Origin of the sequence: uncultured Gulosibacter sp., assembly GCF_963509965.1 — a bacterium.
Classification (GTDB): domain Bacteria; phylum Actinomycetota; class Actinomycetes; order Actinomycetales; family Microbacteriaceae; genus Gulosibacter.
In genome coordinates, this window is record NZ_CAUPDE010000003.1 from 188,050 (window position 1) to 207,152 (window position 19,103).

Below are 19,103 nucleotides of genomic sequence, written 5' to 3' on the forward strand. Positions count from 1 at the left end.
GGGTAACCACTCAGGGTCACCTGTAAGGTCATCCTGCCGTGTCTGGCAAGAAGCTTGAAAAGTTATCCACAGGGCAGAAAGTGTCGGAACCAGCGGGAATAATGAAAACATGACATCTAATGCGGCAGCACACTTCGCGCGCTTTCTCTCACTCGCGGATGTCGCCGACGTGCTCAACGTTGAGGTCAGCGTCGTGCGCGAGCTGGTCGAATCGAACGAACTGGCGGCAATTCGCATCGGCGAGTACGGACACTGGCGGGTCGAACCCCGCGCCCTCGATGACTACATTGCTGACCAGTACGAGCGCCGCGAACGTGAATCGCGGTTTGCGCAAAGCGAGTTCACTGATATTCCCGAGCTATTTGGCGCGCCCGAGCAGTAGCGCGGTCAATCGGTGTGGATGCGCACCAGCAAGATATCGCGCAGCGGAACGATACGCGTAACCTGCACTGAGCGGTTACGTCGCACTGTTTCGGAGTCGTGAACGGCAATATCGAGATGGTCGCGAGCCACTCGATCAATCGTGCCGGTGATCGCACCGGCCGCGGTTGCCAGCTCACACACGGTTCGCCGACGAGCAAGATCACGCAGGGCGATATGGATGCTCAACCGATCGGTAACGCTTGGCCGGCTCGACTGCGGTGCGAGCGACCGCTCGACCTGGTCACGGGTGAGCAGTAGCGCCGCGATCCCGGTGAGCGGCACCAAACATGCCCCGTAACAACCCTCGAAACCAATCAGTTCGGCACCAAACCAGTCGGCACCAAACTCAACCGGAACCACATCGATACGCTCATCTGAGTGCAATTGCAAACCGATACGTTCACCCGGTTGAATACCGGCAGCGAGTGCGGCCAAACGGTCACGCACTGTAAGGCGCGCAATGCGCAATCGCTCATCATCGATTGCCGCCCGCTGCTCAGCTTCTTCTCGCTCGGCCGCGAACTGGTCGGCGAGATCTTCGAATAGGTGGTCCCACTGCACGAGAAAAGTGTGACCCATAACGGTATCGCATCAATGAGTTATCCACAGTTTCCATTTTTTCGCCCGAAATTCGCTTCCCGAGGTGAAAATCTCATTGAGCTGTGCAACGCAGCCTGCTCAGTACGACCCGATGGAATCCGACAATGCCCGCAACCAGTGCCGCCCACGCATCCCCCGACCGCGCCGCCACCGCAGCCAGCGCTCCCGCCGCCGGCCAACGATTGGTGGCACTGACTCACGACGTCACCCGCGAAAACGGAACCGGTGGTTATGCCCTGAGCCGGCAGCTTGACGCCACCGGGCTGCCCGATCCGGATGCGCTGCTGCGAAACCTCGCGCGCAGCGTCGTCGAGATCATCGCCGGAGTGCGTGAGGTTGAACAGGTGGCGCGATGGGTGTCACCCGACGTGTTCTCGAAGGTGCTGCAGCGCGCCCAGCACGCCAAGCGGTCACGCGCGCTGCGTGGCCTGACGGTGCGCCGCCCCACGGTGCGTGCCCGCGCCTGCCTGTGGCAGTCACCACGCCCGGGCGTAGTTGAGGGCACTGTGGTGGTGGATATCGGAGCGCGGGCGCGGGCGGTCGCGATTCGTCTCGAATCGTGGCGGGGCCGTTGGCGCGCAGAACGCATCCACGTGCTCTAGTCAAACCCTCAGTAATGCCACGCCGCCGCACCGGTAATACCGGGTTACTCATCGAGCAGCCACTCGCGCGCGGGTTCGACCGTCACACCGTGGGCGCGTAAGAAGGTCTCCACATCCAGCTCGCCATAGAACTGCTCAAGTGCTGCGGCACGCGAGGCGACCCACTCGCTGAGTGCGGGTTCGGGGCGGAACGACTCATACGGGTGGTTCGAAACCTTGTGACGCTCGTTGATGGTGCGGCTGGCAAACTCATCTGCGGCCAGCAGCGTTGACACAGACGCCCCGAGTGCCCGCAGCAGCAAACCGGTCACGAGCCCAGTTCGGTCACGTCCCGCCGAGCAGCACACCACGGTTCCGGGGCCCGCGTTCGCGACACGCGCCACCGCTGCTGCCACCCGGTCGCCGAATAGACGCAGATAGTCGCGGTATTGGTTGGTGTGCATCAGATACGGCACCATCAGTTCGCGAAACTCGGCGTTATCGGGGTCTTCGATCGGTGTCGATTCGTATCGCACCCCGGCCGCATCGGCGCCGTTGATCGGCTCACGCAATTCACGCGGATCGCGCAGGTCGATCACGCGCCGCACGCCGTCAGCTGCCGCTTCCAGCCACCCCTGCGGCAGCCATGCCTCTGGCTTACCCGAACGAAACAGCACGCCCCGGCGGATGACCGCGTCACCCACCGGGGTGCCGGCAAGATCACGGGCGTTAAACGCGCCCGCCCACTGCCGCATACCTACTTCTTCTCGCCGAAAGTGCCGCGAGTGCTTCTGGTGTTCTTAGCCTGAGTCTGTTCGCGGGCCAGATCGGCTGCCGAGCGACCCTGGGATGCGCCACTCTTACCCGGGTTACCCGACTTGCGTTTGCCCTTAGCGCGGCTTCTTCCAGACCTGTCGGCCGACCTCGCAGCCTGACCGATCACTTCACTTTCGGTGCTGTCGGTCGTTGCCGCCGCCGATTGCATGGCTGAAGCCGTACCCTGCATCATCTCGCGACGCATCGCATCGCGAGTTGCTTTCTCGTTGAGCGCGCCACGACTATCGGTAACGCGAACCTGACCCGATTCGTCGGCGGCAGAGTAGTTGAGCTGCGTCTGCGGCTTCGGGTCGAGCCCCTTTGCTTTCAGCACCAGCTGACGGTGGGTGTTGCCCTCGGCATCTTCAATCTCATTCACCTGCACATCCAGGTTCATGAGGAAGCCGACCGACTCTTCGCGCACCGCTCCGAGCATCTGCTGATACATCAGATAGCCCTCGCGCTGGTATTCAACCAGCGGGTTCTTCTGGGCCATGGCCCGCAGCCCAATACCGTCTTTGAGCGCATCCATCTCGTAGAGGTGGTCACGCCACTTGCGGTCGATGACCTGCAGCACCACACGACGTTCGAGTTCACGCATGACCTCTTCGCCGAGTTCTTCTTCGCGGCGTTCATAAGCGATTTTCGCGTCGGCGTGCAGTTCTTCTTCGAGCCGTTCGACGTTGATCTGGTTGAGTCCGCCCGCATCCTCGATAATCTCGTCGACGGTTACCGACATCGGATATAGCTGGCCGAGTTCGGTTTGCAGCGACTCAATCTCCCAATCGTCGGGGGCGCCGACGCTGGTGTGCTCGGCAACAATCTCATCGATTGCTCCGGCGATGAAGTTGTTCACCTTGTCGCGAAGATCGTCACCCTCGAGAATCGACTGCCGGTCGGCGTAGATTGCCTCGCGCTGCTCGTTGAGCACGATGTCGTACTTGAACACGTTCTTGCGAATCTCGGCGTTACGAGCTTCAACGTGGGTCTGTGCCTGGCGAATCGACTTCGTTACCAGCCCCGACTCGATCGCCATATCGTCGGGAATTGAGCTCGAAGCCATCAGTGCGCGAGCGGCACCGGTATTGAACAGGCGCATCAGGTCGTCGTTCATCGACAGGTAGAAGCGCGATTCGCCCGGGTCGCCTTGACGTCCCGCACGGCCCCGCAGCTGGTTGTCGATACGGCGCGATTCGTGGCGCTCGGTGCCGAGCACATACAGTCCACCGAGTTCGGCAACCTCTTTCGCTTCAGCCTTAACCTCGTCTTCGACCCGGTCGAGCACTGTGGGCCAGGTAGCCTCGTACTCCTCCGAGTTCTCTTCGGGATCGAGCCCGAGTGCCGCCATCTCAGCAACCGCGATGAACTCGGCATTACCACCGAGCATGATGTCGGTACCGCGACCGGCCATGTTGGTGGCCACGGTGACGGCACCCTTACGCCCCGCTTGCGCCACAATCGCCGCCTCGCGCGCGTGGTTCTTGGCGTTGAGCACCTCGTGCTTCACTCCGCGGCGGGCCAGCAGCTTCGACAGGTATTCGCTCTTTTCAACCGAGGTGGTACCCACCAGCACGGGCTGTCCGGCATCGTGCCGCTCAACAATGTCTTCAACCACCTGGTCGAACTTGACCACCTCGTTCTTGTAGACAAGATCGGGCTGATCGATGCGAATCATCGGCTTATTGGTGGGAATCGGGATAACGCCGACGTGATAGGTCGAGTTGAACTCGGCAGCCTCAGTTTCGGCGGTACCGGTCATACCCGAAAGCTTGTCGTACATGAGGAAGTAGTTCTGCAGTGTGACCGTGGCGAGCGTCTGGTTCTCGGCCTTAATTTGCACGCCTTCTTTGGCCTCGATGGCCTGGTGCAGACCCTCGTTATAGCGTCGGCCGGGCAGGATGCGGCCGGTGTGTTCGTCGACGATGAGCACCTCGCCGTTTTGTACGACATATTCTTTGTCGCGACGGAACAGTGCCTTCGCCTTGATCGCGTTGTTGAGGAAGGAAATCAGCGGGGTGTTTGCCTGCTCGTAGAGGTTGTCGATACCGAGCAGGTCTTCGACCTTGTCAATCCCTGGTTCGAGCACACCCACGGTGCGTTTTTTCTCGTCAACCTCGTAGTCGCGGTCTTCTTTGAGTCGACGAGCGATTTTGGCGAACACCGAATACCAGTTGTTTGCCTCGCCCGATGCCGGGCCCGAAATGATCAGCGGCGTACGCGCCTCGTCGATCAGAATCGAGTCGACCTCGTCGACGATCACGAAGTGGTGGCCGCGCTGCACCCGCTCATCAACCGAGGTGGCCATATTGTCGCGCAGATAGTCGAAGCCAAACTCGTTGTTGGTGCCGTAGGTGATATCGGCGGCATACTGCTCGCGACGCTGCGCCGACGACTGCCCGGTAACCACGCAACCGGTGGTCATACCGAGCGCGCGATATACGCGCCCCATCAGCTCCGACTGGTACGAGGCGAGGAAGTCATTCACGGTAACCACGTGCACGCCCTTACCGGGAATGGCGTTGAGGTAGGCGGCCAGTGTGGCAACGAGGGTCTTACCCTCACCCGTTTTCATTTCGGCGATGTTGCCGCCGTGCAATGCGGCACCACCCATGAGCTGGACGTCGTAGTGTCGCTGCCCGAGTGTGCGGCTGGCGGCTTCACGCACCGCACCGAATGCTTCGGGCATGAGCGCGTCGAGGGCTTCTTGCTCACTCTTGCCAGAATCGATATCGGCCTGATAGCGCTCTCGGAAGTCGTCAGTGAGCGCGCGAAGCTCGTCATCGCTGAGCTCAAGGTAGAGATCTTCGAGCTTGTTTACCTGTTCGGCGATGCGTTCCAGACGCTTGAGCTGACGTCCCTCGCCAAAGCGAAGCATTTTCTCGAAAAAATTGGCCAAAGCCGACTCCTCAAAACGGGTTTGTTGCCATTTTTAGTGGCAGATCAAGCCTGCGGGCTTGAGCGAACGTGGTCAATGTTACTCGTGTCGCGCTACAGAAAACTTGACTGAGAATGCGTCTGGCCGCAACCCCACGGATGCGGGGCTGCGGCCAAGTGCGCTACCGGTGCTTAGACGTCAGTCTGACCGTCCTCGTCGAGAGCGATCACGCCGTAGTCCCAACCGCGACGGCGATACACCACCGCCGGCCGCTGGTTGTTCGTTTCGATGAAGAGGAAGAAATCGTGACCGAGCAGTTCCATGTGGTCGACCGCTTCTTCGGCGGTCATCTGCTTGGGCGCGAACACCTTCTCGCGAATCACCACGGGGCTGTAGTCGTCAGCGGGATACTGCTCGTCTTCGGCAGCTTCTTCTAGGGTGGGCGCTACCCGGCCAGCCACAACGTCAAGCACACCGGTGTCGGCGGGCACGATGTCGAGACCGGCAAAATCTTCTGCCGAGGCCTCGGTGAGGCTCTTACCGTGGTGGCTCTTGCGGCGGTCTTTCATTCGGCGAAGGCGTTCAACCAGCTTGTCGAGCGCGATGTCGAAGGCGGCGTACTTGTCGCCACCCTCGGCTTCAGCACGAACAGTGGGGAATGGACCAAAGACCGTGATCTCTACCTTGCCCCGGTCAAGCTCATTACCGGCACGGTCGGTGCGTTTGCGAAGTTTCACTTCTACGGCCTGAGCCCGTCCCGAAAGTTGCTGCACCTTTGCAGTGATTTTCTCTTCCGCGTAGTCCCGGAAGCGCTGGGGGATTTCGGTTTTACGGCCGGAGATGGTGATGTCCATCGCACCCTCCTCATCTTCGAGCGCGGGGCGCCAGGTCTGTGGTTGGAGCATCCCCACGCGGGGTTTTATTGTCTTTTCAGTATAGAAGACGGCCACCTGCCGTTTCCTTAGCGATTGCCTAAGCGACACCTTCTCGACAGCGTTGCGAACTCAGCCGTAGTGCTTCACCACGCGGGCAATTGCGGCCACCCCCAGTGGCTTCCCACCGGCCGTGCGCAGCGCCCGCACCGCCTCACGAACGGTAGCCCCGGTGGTCACCAGATCGTCAATCACGATGCAGCGCTGGCCCGCCACCGAGGGATGTGCCACCAGCGCTGCGTGCAGGTTTTGTTCACGAGCATCCCGGCTCAGCGTCGACTGGTCTTGCACCTTTCTCACCGCGCGCAACAGCGACACGGTTTTTGCTCGCGGTAGCGCCCGCTGCGCGAGTAGCTGCAGGTGGTCATAGCCGCGCCTGGCGGTAGCTGCGCGTGTTGACGGCACTGGCACCAGCAGCAACCCACCCGAGTTTGCTAGCGACCACTGCCGCTGCACCAGCGCCGCAATCGACTGCCGTAAAAGCGGCGCAAGCACCGCAGCCGCATCTACGCGACCACGTTCTTTATAGGCGTCGATGATGCGTTTTATCCGCTCGTCATAGTTCACCGAAGTGACCAGCGGGAGTTCCGGAGCGAGCAGTTCTGATGCGGGTCTCGTGGTGCCCAGCGCCGCCCGACACTGCGCGCAGACGCCGCGATCTGGCCGGCCGCAGCCGGCGCAGCGCACCGGGAAAAGCATCCCCAACGCATCCCGCGCGCTGTCAACCCAGCGCTGCCCGAGCACCGCCCTACTCCTGCGCGAAAAGGAAGCTGACGGTGGCCGCGTTCGATCGCCAACCCGTACCGCGGGAGGCATAGAGCGTGCCATTGCGGTCGATGATGCGCATCCCGGCGAGTGAGTTCGAACCCGACACCTGCACCGCATCCTGGATGGTGCCGAGTGAGGTGAGTTCGCCACCAACGCGATAGATACGCACATCCGTTGAGCCATCGGGTACATCAACCAGCATGGCCACCGTGTTCTGTTCAACCCAGGCAACATCGGCGGCCGCCGAGCCGGGCATTTTCATTAGCATCGGTTCGCCAAAGCCCACCGGCGCACCATCGCTGTCACGCTGAATCGGACAGATTGCCAGCACGATACGGTCGCCTTCCTTGAATAAGAAAGCCATGCGAACGCCGTCGCGGGAGGGCTGGAACGAAATGAAATCTTCCCGCACGTCATCGGGCAACTCAATTTCAACGGCGTTTGAATCACCGATCTTGGTCACCCACACGCCGGTCTGCTCGGTCGACTGCGTCCACACGTAGTCCCAGTTATCGAGCGCTGGTTCGATCTGGCCGGGGCGCGTGTCGATAAGCTGCGGTTCGGTGTCTGAGAAACGCATCGCCAGGGTCGCATCCTTCGTGAGCAGCGCCGCGGTTTCACGCGAGAGCGACATAGCCCCGCGGATCACCTGTCGGTCAACCACCACCGACTCGACGTTCTTCGCTCCCTCGGGTTCGCGTAGCTCGCTGCCGTAGAGGTAGCCGATCTGTTGGCCCTGGGCCACCAGCGGGGCCGATTTCACCTCGGTTTCACGCAGCACTCGGTCGGGTTGGGGAAGCGGCACATCAAGTTTGGCACCGTTCACTTGAATGTCGACCGCACCCACCTCGAGCACTGGTTTGAGGGTGTGCTCGAATTGCAGGCGCACCAGGCTGAGCTGATCGGGCGGCATCTGCGAGATTTCATCACTCAGATTGACGATCGCGGTGTTGCCCTCGCGCCGCACCGGTTCGAGCAGGCGCACCCCCTTCGGAATCGCACTGCGCACCGCCCCGCCCTGCGCCAGCCACTCGTTGGGCCCTTCAAGTAGCAACTTGGCGGCTCGGGTGGCCTCGTCACGGTTGATCATCACCCAGCGCAGATCACCGGTGGTGTAGGTGAACTGGCTGTCGAAGTATTCGAGAGTGAGTGAGCGGTAGAGGTCGACGAAGGTCTGTCGCTGCAGCACAATCGCGTCGGGTGCGTCTTGGATGCGCCACTCACCGTCGATCTGCGCCAGGCTAAACCGCAGCGTCACGCTCTTAGGCTGCACATAGAACGTGTAGTTCCCGTCGGCGTCAACTTCTCCGTAGCTCGGCAGCGTCACCTCAACGAGATTGGATGCGAGGGTTTTCATGGATGCTTGGCCACCGGCCACGATGGTGCGCTGCTCGGGGCGCCACTGTTTGGCGGCGTCTGCGGCCAGAAAATCGCGTGCCACGGCAAAATCGTCCTGCACACCGGTGCCGGCGTCGAGGAAGCCCTGCACGATCTCTTCACGGCTGCCACCGGCGAGTGGCCCGGCCGGGAAGTAGCGCACTCCCTGCTCGCGCTCTTGTGCGACATGGCGGGCACGTTCAACCGGCCCTTCCATTGGGATTGTCGCGCATCCCGCTAGCGCCATGGTGCCGGCCAATGCGAGCGCAGTTAGACGCACCGTGCGTTTCATTGCGAATCTCCCTGAAGCTCGCTGGTGTCGGATGCTGGTGCCGTAGACGGTTCGCCAGCGTTCGGAGTGTGGTTGCTGGTTTCGGGCAGGTCGGGGTCATCGACCGCACCGATACGCCGCACAACATAGCCCCAGTAGCTGGGTGTGTGGAATGTTTCGGCGCCGGCATCCTCGGGCTCGAGCGGTAGCGGTGACGAGACGATGCTGTCACCGACTGTGCGCGGCAGGGTGAGGCGGAAGTTTGACCCCCTACCCGGCCTCGACCACACCTGCAGCCACCCACCATGCAGCTGGGCATCTTCCTGCGAGATAGCCAGGCCCAGACCTGACCCGCCCATAGTGCGTTTACGCGAGGGATCGGCCCGCCAGAAACGTTCAAAGACATGCTCAACCTGGCCCGGGGCCATACCCACCCCGTAGTCGCGCACCGAAATCGCGATTGCGGTGGCGTTACCGTCGACGGTGATGACGATGGGCCGGCCCTCGCTGTGCTCGATGGCGTTGGCGATGAGGTTACGCACCACGCGCGTGATGCGCCGTTCGTCAAACTCGGCCTCGATCGGCCGGTCGGGTTCGAGGAAAACGAGCTCCACGCCGTGATCGAGCGCCACCTGGCTCATTGAACCGATCACATCATCAGCGACGGCACCGAGGTTGTTCGGTTTGCGCAGCACTTCAACGGCACCCGCGTCGTAGCGGCTGATTTCAAGCAGATCGTTGAGCAGCAGCTCGAACCGGCCGATCTGGTCATGAAGAAGCTCGGCCGAGCGCGCAAACGCTCTGTCGAACTCGTCGCGCCGGGCATACACGATGCCGCCCGCAAGACGAATGGTGGTGAGCGGTGTGCGCAGCTCATGCGACACATCCGAGACGAAACGCTGCTGCACTTTTGAAAGATGCTCGAGCTGTTCAATCTGGTGCTGCAGGTTATCGGCCATTCGGTTGAATGAGCGTGCGAGCACCCCGAGATCGTCTTCGCCGCGCACCGGCACGCGCTGACTGAGCTCACCGTCGGCGAGTTTGAGACTGGCTCGTGCCGCGGTGCGGATGGGGCGAATGACTGCGCGAGTAATTCCGCCAACGATTACCGCGACCAGTAGCACCAGGATGACCAGTGAAACCACGAGGGTGCGCTGTACGAAATCGAGGGTTTGCTGCGAACTTTCGAGCGAGTAGACAAGGTAGTACTCGAACATGCCCACCGTGGGTATGTTCACGCCGGTGCCAACGATCACCGCGGGAACCTGGCTGTCGCCCTCGCTGCCCGGTAGCGCCACCGATTGATAGTGCAGGTTTTCACTGTCGCCGCGCACGGCGGTGCGCAGCTCAGGAGTGATGAGCTGGGCCACCTGCACATCCGAGGCAATGTTTTGCAGGCCGGCCGTGGTGGTGGTTTGCGGTGCCCGATAAAACGCATAGCCGTGCGAGTTTGGAGCCTGATCGGATGCGGCCTGCAGTGCCTGTTGACGCAGCGAGGTGAGCACAATCTCGTCGCTTTCGGCACCGGCAGCGAACGCTGCCTCCGCCACGGTTCCCGCTCGGTCGACTTCGCTCACAATTTCGCTGACGCGCGAGCTGTAAAGATCCCGAGCAATGGTGTGCCCCATCACAAGCCCAACCACCAGCACGGTCAGCGTGGTGAGCCCCACAGCTACCAGGGTGACCCGATATGGCAGCGAGGTGCGCCAGAGAAACCGGAGGTTCGCGAAGGCGCCTGTGGGACGCAGCCAGGTTCCGGGTAGCGGTTCACCAAGCAGCGAACGGTTGGGGTCTTCACGAAGGGCGCTCGCGGGAAGTTCAATCCGCACCAGCTCGGTTGATTTACCGGTCACGCGGGTGTGTGTCCTGCCCGATACCCAACCCCGCGCACCGTGGTGACGATCTTCGGGTGATCCGGGTCGAGTTCAACCTTCGACCGCAGTCGCTGCACATGCACGTTTACCAAGCGGGTATCAGATTTGTACTGGTATCCCCACACCTGTTCGAGCAGCTCCTCGCGGGTGAACACCTTCTGCGGTTTTGAGGCGAGTGTCAGCAGCAGGTCGAATTCAAGCGGGGTGAGATTAATCGGCTCGTCACCGCGCAGCACTTCGTGGGCTGCCACGTTCATGGTGATATCACCCACTCGAATCAAATCAGGGCTCTCAGATTGGTTCCCCCGTAACCTGGTCTTAATTCGCGCTACAAGTTCTTTCGGGTTGAAGGGTTTGACGATGTAATCGTCGGCGCCAACTTCCAAACCACGAACAATATCGGTGGTGTCGGCTTTGGCGGTGAGCATGATAATTGGCACGCCAGATTCGGCGCGGATGCGTTTGCAGATTTCAATGCCGTCTACACCCGGCAGCATCACATCGAGCAGTACCAGGTCGGGATCCAGCTCGCGGAACTTGGTGAGTGCGGCAGCTCCGTCGGAGCAATATTCGGGAGCGTAGCCTTCCGACTCGAGCACGATCCCAATCATCTCCGCCAATGGGGTGTCGTCGTCGACCACCAGAATGCGCTCGGCCATGAAACCTCCTATTGACTCGACTGCGCGCCGCATCACGCTGCGAATGATCTGCATCCAATGGTAGCTGTGGAGTTATCGAGAATGGCGGAACCGACTGTGCAACCATTGCCGTGTGCACCAATTTGATCAGGGAAACTATCCGCCACAAACACCGCCGCCGCCGCAGTCGTACGGTTATGGCAGCGCTGCAAGCTGGGACACCGGCGCAGCTGAAATGGGGCCGGCGGGCTGGGTGGCAGCGCCGGCACCTGGGCTTTTCCCACTGCGGCCACTCAGTTTCGGTGAGATTCTCGGTTCAACTTTCAAGCTACTGCGCGCCAACGCCAAGGTCTCGATTGGTTCGGGGCTGATCATTTATGCGCTCACCACACTGCTGATGCTGGCGGGCCCGCTCATCTTGGCGTTTTGGTTGAGTGGCCGGTTAGCAAGTGCGAACGATGCCGATGGGCACACCATCGCGCTGGGCATTCCGTTCTGGGCAGTACTCTCGATGGTTCCGAGCCTCATCATCGGCTTGATCGGTTCAGCGCTGCTGCAGGTGATCGTCGCGCAGGTGGTTGCGGCAGCCGCCGTCAACCGGCCACTGACTTTCAGCCAGGCTTGGCGGCGAGCCACAAAACGCATGTGGGCGATGATCGGTTACATCCTGCTGACGGGGCTCGTTCAATTCTGTGTCATAGCGGTGACCGGTGGGCTTGGTGCACTGCTGATTCTCTGGATTGTCAGCTCGACCAGCCCCACCGATCCGAACCCCGCGCTGATTGCGCTGGTTATCGTTTTCATGTTTGTTCTTATGTTGGCGATGTTTGCCGGGCTGATGTTCTTTCAGATCAAACTGTTGTTTGGCCCATCAGCGATCGCGCTCGAAAACCTCGGCCCCGGTGCCGCACTCAAACGCAGCTGGCAGCTGTCGAAAAAGTACTTCTGGCGCACGCTCGGAACGGTGCTGCTGCTCGGATTCATCATCAGCATGGTCTCGCAAGTGGTCGGCTTCTTCAGTTCTATTTTCTTGCCGCTGCTGCTCCCGCTATTCGCGCCGTTCGGCGATACTGCAAGCGGACAGGAACCGGTGCTCACCGGTGTAGTTATCGTCGTAGCATTCATTTCGATGGTGATGACGGCGCTCGTGTCTACGTTGACACTCGTCTTGACCAGCGGCAACGCGGTCATCCTGTACACGGATCTGCGGATGCGAAAAGAGGGGCTCAATATCCATCTGCAGCGCACCGCCGAACAGGTCGCCGCGGGTGAACCGGTTGACCCCGAACCCTGGACGGCGCCAGACCTCGGCCCCGCCCCTGATGCCCCGCAGCCGGTTTACACGGCGCCACCGACTGGCTATCCCGCACCACCTCATCCGGGTCAACCGTACGCGGACCAGCCATATCCAGGACAGCCATATCCGGGCCAGTCGAATCCAGATCAGTCATATGCGGGCCAGTCGTATGTGGGACAGCCCATCGCATCCCCGTCTGGCCCGGCACCGCTATACGAGCAACCGGGTTCGGGCCAGCAACCTGCACCGCAATCACCGTACGGCCAGGTCACATCCCCCTACGCCGCACCCCAAACGCAGACGGGTTCGGATACCGACGCCGCTGTCAACGAAGCAGACAAACACCAACCCGGTGGCAGCGACACCAATGGCACGGGGCGAACGTCGTGAGATTGTTCGCTGACGCCAGCATCCCGCTTACGCCCGACGAGCCCGAGGCTCGCGAGTGGGTGCTGCACGAACTCAGCAAACAGGAGTACCAGCAGGCGAAACCAAACTTTATCGAGGAGTTCTTTGCCTGGCTGTGGGAGCAGTTAGCAAACCTGTTCGCAGACGGCGGCTTCAAAGGCAGCGGCATCAACCCCTGGGCGATAGTGCTACTCGTGCTGCTGATCGCGCTTATCGCTGGGCTCGCACTATTGGGCCGGCCCCGCGCAATCGCCCGGCGCGCCATCAAACCCCGCGCGGTTTTCCTCGAAGACGATCCCCGATCAACCACCGAACTTCGCAACGCTGCCGAAGCCGCCGCGACCCGGGGCGACTGGAACCTGGCGATCGCCGAACGATTCCGAGCCATCTCGCGCGCGCTGAGTGACCGCACCCTCATTACCCTTCGCCCCGGCACCACCGCGCAGGGTGTCGCCGTTGCCGCGGTGCGAGTTTTCCCCAGTGAAACGCACGAGCTGCACCGGGCAGCTGACCGTTTCGATGAGGTGCGCTACCTCAACGCCGCCGGTACCCGTGCGGGGTACAACGCGCTGCGAGCATTGGATGAGCGACTCGAATCGTCCCGGCCCAATATGGCTGAACTCAGCGCAGTCGGCGCTAGCACCACAGCGAGGACACCGTGACCCCCGCCACCGCGACGACCACCCACTCGATGCCCCAGGCCGACACCGTCGAACCCAACGCCGTGCTCTCACCAACTCCGCGCCAGTGGTGGCGCAAATCATCCGCATGGATCTATATCGGTGTCGGATTGGCGCTGGTCACGCTCGTGACCATGCTGATCGGCAGCGCCCAGTTCAGCGGTGCTGCCAGCACCCCCCTCAGCCCTGATTCCCCGCATCCAAAAGGCACCAAAGCACTCGTTTCAGTGCTGCAAGAGCGCGGTGTCACCGTGCAGCAAACCGACTCACTCGATGACGCTGAAGGTGCCATTACCGCGCGTACCACACTCGTCGTGTCTGACACGTCGTCGCTTCTCGACAGCGACGACTGGGAGCGCATCCGGCAGCTCAATGTCGACCATCTCATCGTGCTCTCCCCCAACTACACGGCCCGACAGTCACTGAAAGATGTGGCACAGGTTGCTGGCACACAAGAACCTGACGCCGAGCACCCGTTGCCCGCTGGCGACGACTGCCCCGCCCTCGGTAACCGTGCCCCACACATCACGGCTACGGGCGGCAGCGGGTACTCCCCCGCCGCCCAGGTACACGGCTGCTACCCCGGTAAACACGGCTACGCGCTCGTGACCGGCACCGGCGACGGCGCCGCCGCAAAAGTGACGGTGGTCGGTCAACCCCTCGTGCTCACTAACGAACACCTCGCCACCGATGCCAATGCGGCGATGGCGATCAATCTGCTCGGCGAACAACCCAACCTCATCTGGTATGTTCCGAGCCTGAAAGACCTGCCCGAACAGACCGCACGCTCGGCCTATGTGCCGCAGTGGCAGCTACCGGCAACAATCCTGCTCATCATCGCCGGCATCACCGCCTGCCTGGCCTACGGCCGCCGCTTCGGCCCGCTGGTTGCTGAACGTCTGCCGGTAGCCGTGCCCGCCAACGAAACCATCGAGGGTCGCGCCCGCCTCTACGGGCAGGCAAACGCCCACACCCACGCGCTCGACGCCATCCGCATCGGCACCATCGACCGCATTGCCAACCTCGCCGGGCTCGGCAGCAATAGCACTGCCGGCGCAGTGGCCGACGCCTGCGCCGCGCTCGCAAACGTGCCCCGCGAGCACGCGCACGGGGTGCTCCTCACGCGCATCCCCGAAAGCTCCCGCGAGCTAGTCGACCTGGCCAACGCCTGCGCCGAACTCGAACGCCGGGTGCGCGCCGCCGTCGGCCGCGAAACCGCGCATCGTGGCAGCATCACCAGCGACACCCCCACCACTCCCGCCCCACTTCGACAGCGAAGGAACCCAGATGACCGATTCAATTCGTAACCAACTCGCGCAGGTACGCGCCGAAGTCGGTAAGGCCGTCGTCGGCCAGGATGAGGCCGTGGAAGGCGTGCTGGTGGCGCTACTGTCGGGTGGACACGTACTGCTCGAGGGCGTGCCCGGCACCGCAAAAACCCTGCTGGTGCGCACGCTCAGTCAGGCACTCAATCTCGACACCAAACGCGTGCAGTTCACACCCGACCTGATGCCCGGTGATGTCACCGGTTCACTCGTGTACGACAACCGCACCGGCGAGTTCGACTTCCGTGAGGGGCCGGTATTCACCAATCTGCTGCTCGCCGACGAAATCAACCGCACCCCACCAAAAACCCAGTCGTCGTTGCTCGAGGCGATGGAAGAACGACAGGTATCGGCCGACGGTGTCACCCGACCGCTACCCGAACCGTTCATGGTTGCCGCCACTATGAACCCCATCGAGTTCGAGGGCACCTATTCGCTACCGGAAGCGCAGCTCGACCGCTTCCTCATGAAGCTCGTGCTCGACCTGCCGCCGCGCGATGCCGAGTTTGAGGTGCTGCGCCGTCACGCCGCCGGTTTTTCACCGCGCAACCTCAACACCGCCGGGGTGCAGGCCGTGATCGATCGCGAAGAGATTCTGCAGGCACAGCAGGCCTCGCAGCAAGTGCAGACCACTCCCGAAATCCTCGCCTATATGGTCGACCTGGCCCGAGCCACCAGACAATCACCGTCGGTGCGAATGGGCGTTTCGCCGCGTGGTGCCACCATGCTGCTGCGAGCCGCTAAAGCCCTCGCCTATTTGCACGGCTACCCCGCCGTGACTCCCGACCACGTTCAGCACCTGGTGCAGCCGGTGTGGCGACACCGTATCGCGCTCGAACCCGAGGCCGAGCTCGAGGGAGTCTCGGCTGACTCGGTGCTCGCATCGATCATGCAGCAGGTGCAGGTGCCGGTCTAGTGGCAATCAGTCCTCTCTACGCGGCCCTCCTGCTCGTTGGGCTCATCCCGCTGGTGATGTTCGGGGATGCACCGGGCAGTGCTTTTGGCACTCTCGGCGCGGTGGTCGGCTGCTGGCTGCTGCTGGGGTTAATCGATCTGAGTTTGGCGGCACCGGCGCGAAAGGTGCGCATTGATCGTGAGCTTCCTGGCCGGGTGCGGTTCGGTGAGCCGGTTGAATCGCGCGTGCTCGTCACCAATCTTGGGCGCGGGATGCACGCACAGCTGCGTGACCTGTGGGAGCCTTCGGCCGGTGCCGGCCGGATGCGCGAGCGGGTCACCATTCCGTCCGGCGAGCGTCGAGCAATCACGCACATGCTGCATCCTTGGCGTCGTGGCGACCGCACCACCGCGGGTGTGGTGATCCGATCTTGGGGACCCATGCAGCTGTTGGCACGTCAGGCCACTATAAGCGCACCGGGCCGGGTGCGGGTGCTGCCACCGTTCGAGTCGAGACGGCATTTGCCGTCACGAGTAATGCGGCTTCGTGAACTCGACGGCGCCACCACACTGCAGGTGCGCGGTCAGGGCACCGAGTTTGATTCGCTGCGCGACTATGTGCGCGGCGATGACGTGCGTTCGATCGATTGGCGGGCCACCGCTCGCAAACAAGACCTCGTGGTGCGCACCTGGCGGCCCGAACGCGACCGACAGGTCATTATTGTTATCGACACCGGGCGCACCGCCGCAACCCGCGTCGGTGACGAAACCCGCCTCGACACCGCAATCGAGGCATCGCTGCTGCTGGCTGCACTCGCCAACCAGGCCGGCGACCGGGTATCGCTGATCGCCTACGATCGCCGGGTGCGGGCGCGGGTGCATAGTGCCAGCGGCGCCACTCTGCTCTCGAAAATGGTCGAGTCGATGGCAACCGTCGAACCCGAACTTATCGAAACCGCGTGGGAAGACATTCCACGACTGGTGCGTGGGGCCACCACGCAGCGGGCACTCGTGGTGCTGCTCACCACCGCCGAGCACGCGGCTGCATCGCGGCCGCTATTTGAGATGTTGCCCGACATCACTCGCAAGCACCTCGTGGTGGTTGCCTCGGCAAGCGACCCGAGCGTGAGCGAACTGGTGACCGCACTGGGCGACCGTGAGCAGGTGCTGCGAGCCGCGGCTGCCGAGCGAGCCAACCTGGATGCGCGCCGTGTTGCGATGGCGATTACACAGTCGGGTGCCGTGCCAATTTCGGCGCCGCCACTGGATTTGCCGCCCCGACTGGCCGACAAGTACCTCGAGTTGAAAAAAGCCGGGCGGCTGTAGGAAGCCCCGTTTTTCACGGTGCCGGTTTGCTCGAAAACCACTAACCGCGGTTTTCGAGGTGATACGGCAGCTGTTCAAGGGTTGGGGTGAGGCGGTTGATGCGGCGTGCTCGGGCTTCGAGTGCGCGACGCTCACGCTCGCGGCGCACCACCGTAACCGCTACCAAGAACACCTCGGCACCCACATCCGGCACCGGATGCACATAGGGTTTCGCCTGCCGAGCCAGATCGGCCGCCAGGGCACTACGGGCGGCCGGGGTCAGCTTTTCGGCCTGCAAGAAAAAGTCGCGGATGCGCCGCACAATCGGGTCGGGAAGCCTCGAAACATCCGCCACCGCTGCCCAACGCTCAAGCCCCGGCGGCAACATCAGCGCCAGCGACTGCGGCCGCGGCAGCCGCTCCAGCTGCGCATAGGTGCCAGCGAGCAGATCACCCACACGCTGACCGCGTGGGGTGAGCACCCCCACCAGCGCCGCAATCGAGCCGAAACTCATGAAAATCTCGACGACTCCGGTTAGCCCGCGCACAAATGCGTGCCGGAAATTAATCGAGCCGCCATCCAAGCGCACCACTCGGATGCCCGCCACGAGCTTCCCCAAAGAACGGCCGTGCGAGAGCGTTTCAATCGTGACTGGCACCACCAGGGCCCAAAACACGGCCCAAATGATCATGAACACTGGAATCCAGGCGTCTTCAATCATGGTGCCGGTATCAGTCATCCAAGCAATCAGAAACATCCACAGCAACCACAGGCTCAGCAGGTAGCCCACCGCGATGAGCGCCACATCGATAATCGATCCCAGTGCCCGCAGCAAGAACCCCGCGGGCGGAACCGACAGCGCAACACCCTCACCGACGATGACCTCATCTGCATCCATCGGCAAACCAACAGCGTCCGCTCGTGTAGTCATGAAAAGATTGCATCACATGGACATGGACATTTACGCCGAGGCCCGGCGGGCAGAATGGGAGCGGTTGCGACAGCTCGCCGACAAGCGCGAGCTCACCGGTGTTGAGGCTGACGAACTCATCGCCCGCTACCAATCGGGCGCCAGCGATATTTCTGCCATGCGCACCACCTATGGAGATTCGACCCAAACGGCCGCGCTATCGGTGCTCATGTCGAAGGCGCGGATGCGGTTCACGCGCGTGCGCCGCAACCCGCTTGTGACGCTGCAGGAGTTTTTTGTCGAGCAGCTGCCAGCTTCGCTTTACCGGGCACGCTGGTGGACACTCGCCGCCGCGCTGTTCACGGTGCTGGTTGCTGTCGGTTCGTTTTTCTGGCACCAGCTCCATCCCGAACTGCTGCAGTTTTACGGAACTGAAGCCGGCCTAAAACAGTACGCCGAAGACGACTTCATCAACTACTACTCGGAGTACAGCGAAACCGCGTTCGCAGCGCGGGTGTTCACCAATAACGCCTGGATTGCCGCGATCTGTATCGCGTTCGGTTTCACCGGCCTTTTCCCTATCGTGATGCTGATACAAAACGGGGTTGCGTTGGGCACATCGGCTGCCATATTGGCGCACTTTGGCCACCTGGACGCGTTCTTTTTGTGGATTGCCCCGCACGGGCTGCTCGAACTCACAATGATTTTTGTTGCCGCCGGCACCGGCTTCGCGGTGTTTTGGTCGCTCGTTGTGCCGGGGTCACAACCCCGACTGGTGAGCGCTGGGATCGCGGGACGGACCCTGGTTATCGCGGCGATCGGCACCACCATCTTCCTGCTCATCTCGGGGCTGATCGAGGGGTTCGTGACCCGTCAAGACTGGCCCTGGGCTGTGAAGATCGGTATCGGCGCGGTGGCGCTGTTGACCTATTTGGCGTATGCCTATGTGCTCGGCAGGCGGGCTGCGCGTGCCGGTCACGATGGCGATCTGGATGCGATGGATGCGGGGCACCGGCTGGCCTATGCCGGCTGATAGATGCGGCCAAGCTGGCGGGCCGTGCGCATCCAGCAAAGTCATACCGCAACGAGAAACCGCCCGCGGCCGACAACTCGAGGCTGCCTGACCGCG

17 protein-coding genes are annotated in these 19,103 nt (G+C 62.1%); 8 read left to right on the forward strand and 9 right to left on the reverse strand.

The window, feature by feature from the left end; translation table 11 throughout:
- The first annotated feature begins 109 nt into the window (after positions 1-109).
- Entirely contained in the window at positions 110-382 is a 273-nt protein-coding gene (locus RQ865_RS04045) for a helix-turn-helix domain-containing protein (protein ID WP_311477746.1), read from the forward strand.
- Between the two features lie 5 nt (positions 383-387).
- Here RQ865_RS04045 and RQ865_RS04050 read toward each other — a convergent pair whose 3' ends face one another.
- Positions 388-984: a hypothetical protein gene (locus RQ865_RS04050; protein ID WP_311477747.1), complete on the reverse strand. Its 597-nt coding sequence runs from the start codon at positions 982-984 to the stop codon at positions 388-390.
- A 143-nt stretch (positions 985-1,127) separates the two neighbouring features.
- On the opposite strand from RQ865_RS04050, the gene RQ865_RS04055 reads away from it, so the two are divergent.
- The gene (locus RQ865_RS04055) at positions 1,128-1,625 is read left to right on the forward strand and encodes an Rv3235 family protein (protein ID WP_311477749.1); all 498 of its coding nucleotides are present in this window, start codon (positions 1,128-1,130) and stop codon (positions 1,623-1,625) included.
- A gap of 44 nt (positions 1,626-1,669) precedes the next feature.
- Here the strand turns inward: RQ865_RS04055 and RQ865_RS04060 are convergent, their stop codons facing one another.
- From RQ865_RS04060 to mtrA, 7 genes are all read right to left on the reverse strand, one after another.
- Entirely contained in the window at positions 1,670-2,359 is a 690-nt protein-coding gene (locus tag RQ865_RS04060) for a tyrosine-protein phosphatase (RefSeq protein ID WP_311477751.1), read from the reverse strand.
- Positions 2,360-2,361: 2 nt separating this feature from the next.
- Positions 2,362-5,316, reverse strand: a complete 2,955-nt coding sequence (gene secA / locus RQ865_RS04065; protein ID WP_311477753.1) for a preprotein translocase subunit SecA — start codon at positions 5,314-5,316, stop codon at positions 2,362-2,364.
- A 170-nt stretch (positions 5,317-5,486) separates the two neighbouring features.
- Positions 5,487-6,245 (reverse strand): ribosome hibernation-promoting factor, HPF/YfiA family, encoded by a 759-nt coding sequence (gene hpf, locus RQ865_RS04070; RefSeq protein ID WP_311477754.1) that lies wholly within the window; start codon positions 6,243-6,245, stop codon positions 5,487-5,489.
- A 54-nt stretch (positions 6,246-6,299) separates the two neighbouring features.
- The gene (locus tag RQ865_RS04075) at positions 6,300-6,971 is read right to left on the reverse strand and encodes a phosphoribosyltransferase family protein (RefSeq protein WP_311477756.1); all 672 of its coding nucleotides are present in this window, start codon (positions 6,969-6,971) and stop codon (positions 6,300-6,302) included.
- 4 nt (positions 6,972-6,975) lie between these two features.
- Positions 6,976-8,664 carry an LpqB family beta-propeller domain-containing protein gene (locus RQ865_RS04080; protein ID WP_311477758.1) on the reverse strand — a complete coding sequence of 563 codons (1,689 nt, stop codon included), beginning with the start codon at positions 8,662-8,664 and terminating at the stop codon, positions 6,976-6,978.
- Positions 8,661-10,496: an MtrAB system histidine kinase MtrB gene (mtrB, locus tag RQ865_RS04085; protein ID WP_311477760.1), complete on the reverse strand. Its 1,836-nt coding sequence runs from the start codon at positions 10,494-10,496 to the stop codon at positions 8,661-8,663. The genes RQ865_RS04080 and mtrB overlap by 4 nt, the downstream gene beginning before the upstream one ends.
- Entirely contained in the window at positions 10,493-11,176 is a 684-nt protein-coding gene (gene mtrA / locus RQ865_RS04090) for an MtrAB system response regulator MtrA (protein WP_311477763.1), read from the reverse strand. Before mtrA ends, mtrB begins: the two co-directional genes overlap by 4 nt.
- Before the next feature lie 112 nt (positions 11,177-11,288).
- On the opposite strand from mtrA, the gene RQ865_RS04095 reads away from it, so the two are divergent.
- From RQ865_RS04095 to RQ865_RS04115, 5 genes are read left to right on the forward strand one after another with little or no spacing between them, the layout of a single operon-like run.
- Positions 11,289-12,842 (forward strand): hypothetical protein, encoded by a 1,554-nt coding sequence (locus tag RQ865_RS04095; protein ID WP_311477765.1) that lies wholly within the window; start codon positions 11,289-11,291, stop codon positions 12,840-12,842.
- Complete coding sequence (locus RQ865_RS04100) at positions 12,839-13,522, forward strand: DUF4129 domain-containing protein (protein WP_311477767.1); 684 nt, start codon at positions 12,839-12,841, stop codon at positions 13,520-13,522. Before RQ865_RS04095 ends, RQ865_RS04100 begins: the two co-directional genes overlap by 4 nt.
- The gene (locus tag RQ865_RS04105; protein ID WP_311477769.1) at positions 13,519-14,847 is read left to right on the forward strand and encodes a DUF4350 domain-containing protein; all 1,329 of its coding nucleotides are present in this window, start codon (positions 13,519-13,521) and stop codon (positions 14,845-14,847) included. Before RQ865_RS04100 ends, RQ865_RS04105 begins: the two co-directional genes overlap by 4 nt.
- Positions 14,828-15,781: a MoxR family ATPase gene (locus tag RQ865_RS04110; protein ID WP_311477771.1), complete on the forward strand. Its 954-nt coding sequence runs from the start codon at positions 14,828-14,830 to the stop codon at positions 15,779-15,781. Before RQ865_RS04105 ends, RQ865_RS04110 begins: the two co-directional genes overlap by 20 nt.
- Complete coding sequence (locus RQ865_RS04115) at positions 15,781-17,085, forward strand: DUF58 domain-containing protein (RefSeq protein ID WP_311477773.1); 1,305 nt, start codon at positions 15,781-15,783, stop codon at positions 17,083-17,085. The genes RQ865_RS04110 and RQ865_RS04115 overlap by 1 nt, the downstream gene beginning before the upstream one ends.
- A 40-nt stretch (positions 17,086-17,125) precedes the next feature.
- On the opposite strand, the gene RQ865_RS04120 is transcribed toward RQ865_RS04115, so the two are convergent.
- Complete coding sequence (locus RQ865_RS04120) at positions 17,126-17,995, reverse strand: RDD family protein (protein WP_311477774.1); 870 nt, start codon at positions 17,993-17,995, stop codon at positions 17,126-17,128.
- Between the two features lie 16 nt (positions 17,996-18,011).
- On the opposite strand from RQ865_RS04120, the gene RQ865_RS04125 reads away from it, so the two are divergent.
- The gene (locus tag RQ865_RS04125; RefSeq protein ID WP_311477775.1) at positions 18,012-19,007 is read left to right on the forward strand and encodes a stage II sporulation protein M; all 996 of its coding nucleotides are present in this window, start codon (positions 18,012-18,014) and stop codon (positions 19,005-19,007) included.
- Positions 19,008-19,103 lie beyond the last annotated feature (96 nt).

Coding starts and splice junctions, on each gene's coding strand:
- RQ865_RS04120 (WP_311477774.1), bottom strand. CDS start 17,995: ATGACTACACGAGCGGACGCTGTTGGTTTGCCGATGGATGCAGATGAG.
- RQ865_RS04045 (WP_311477746.1), top strand. CDS start 110: ATGACATCTAATGCGGCAGCACACTTCGCGCGCTTTCTCTCACTCGCG.
- RQ865_RS04080 (WP_311477758.1), bottom strand. CDS start 8,664: ATGAAACGCACGGTGCGTCTAACTGCGCTCGCATTGGCCGGCACCATG.
- RQ865_RS04060 (WP_311477751.1), bottom strand. CDS start 2,359: ATGCGGCAGTGGGCGGGCGCGTTTAACGCCCGTGATCTTGCCGGCACC.
- RQ865_RS04055 (WP_311477749.1), top strand. CDS start 1,128: ATGCCCGCAACCAGTGCCGCCCACGCATCCCCCGACCGCGCCGCCACC.
- mtrA (WP_311477763.1), bottom strand. CDS start 11,176: ATGGCCGAGCGCATTCTGGTGGTCGACGACGACACCCCATTGGCGGAG.
- RQ865_RS04110 (WP_311477771.1), top strand. CDS start 14,828: ATGACCGATTCAATTCGTAACCAACTCGCGCAGGTACGCGCCGAAGTC.
- RQ865_RS04125 (WP_311477775.1), top strand. CDS start 18,012: ATGGACATGGACATTTACGCCGAGGCCCGGCGGGCAGAATGGGAGCGG.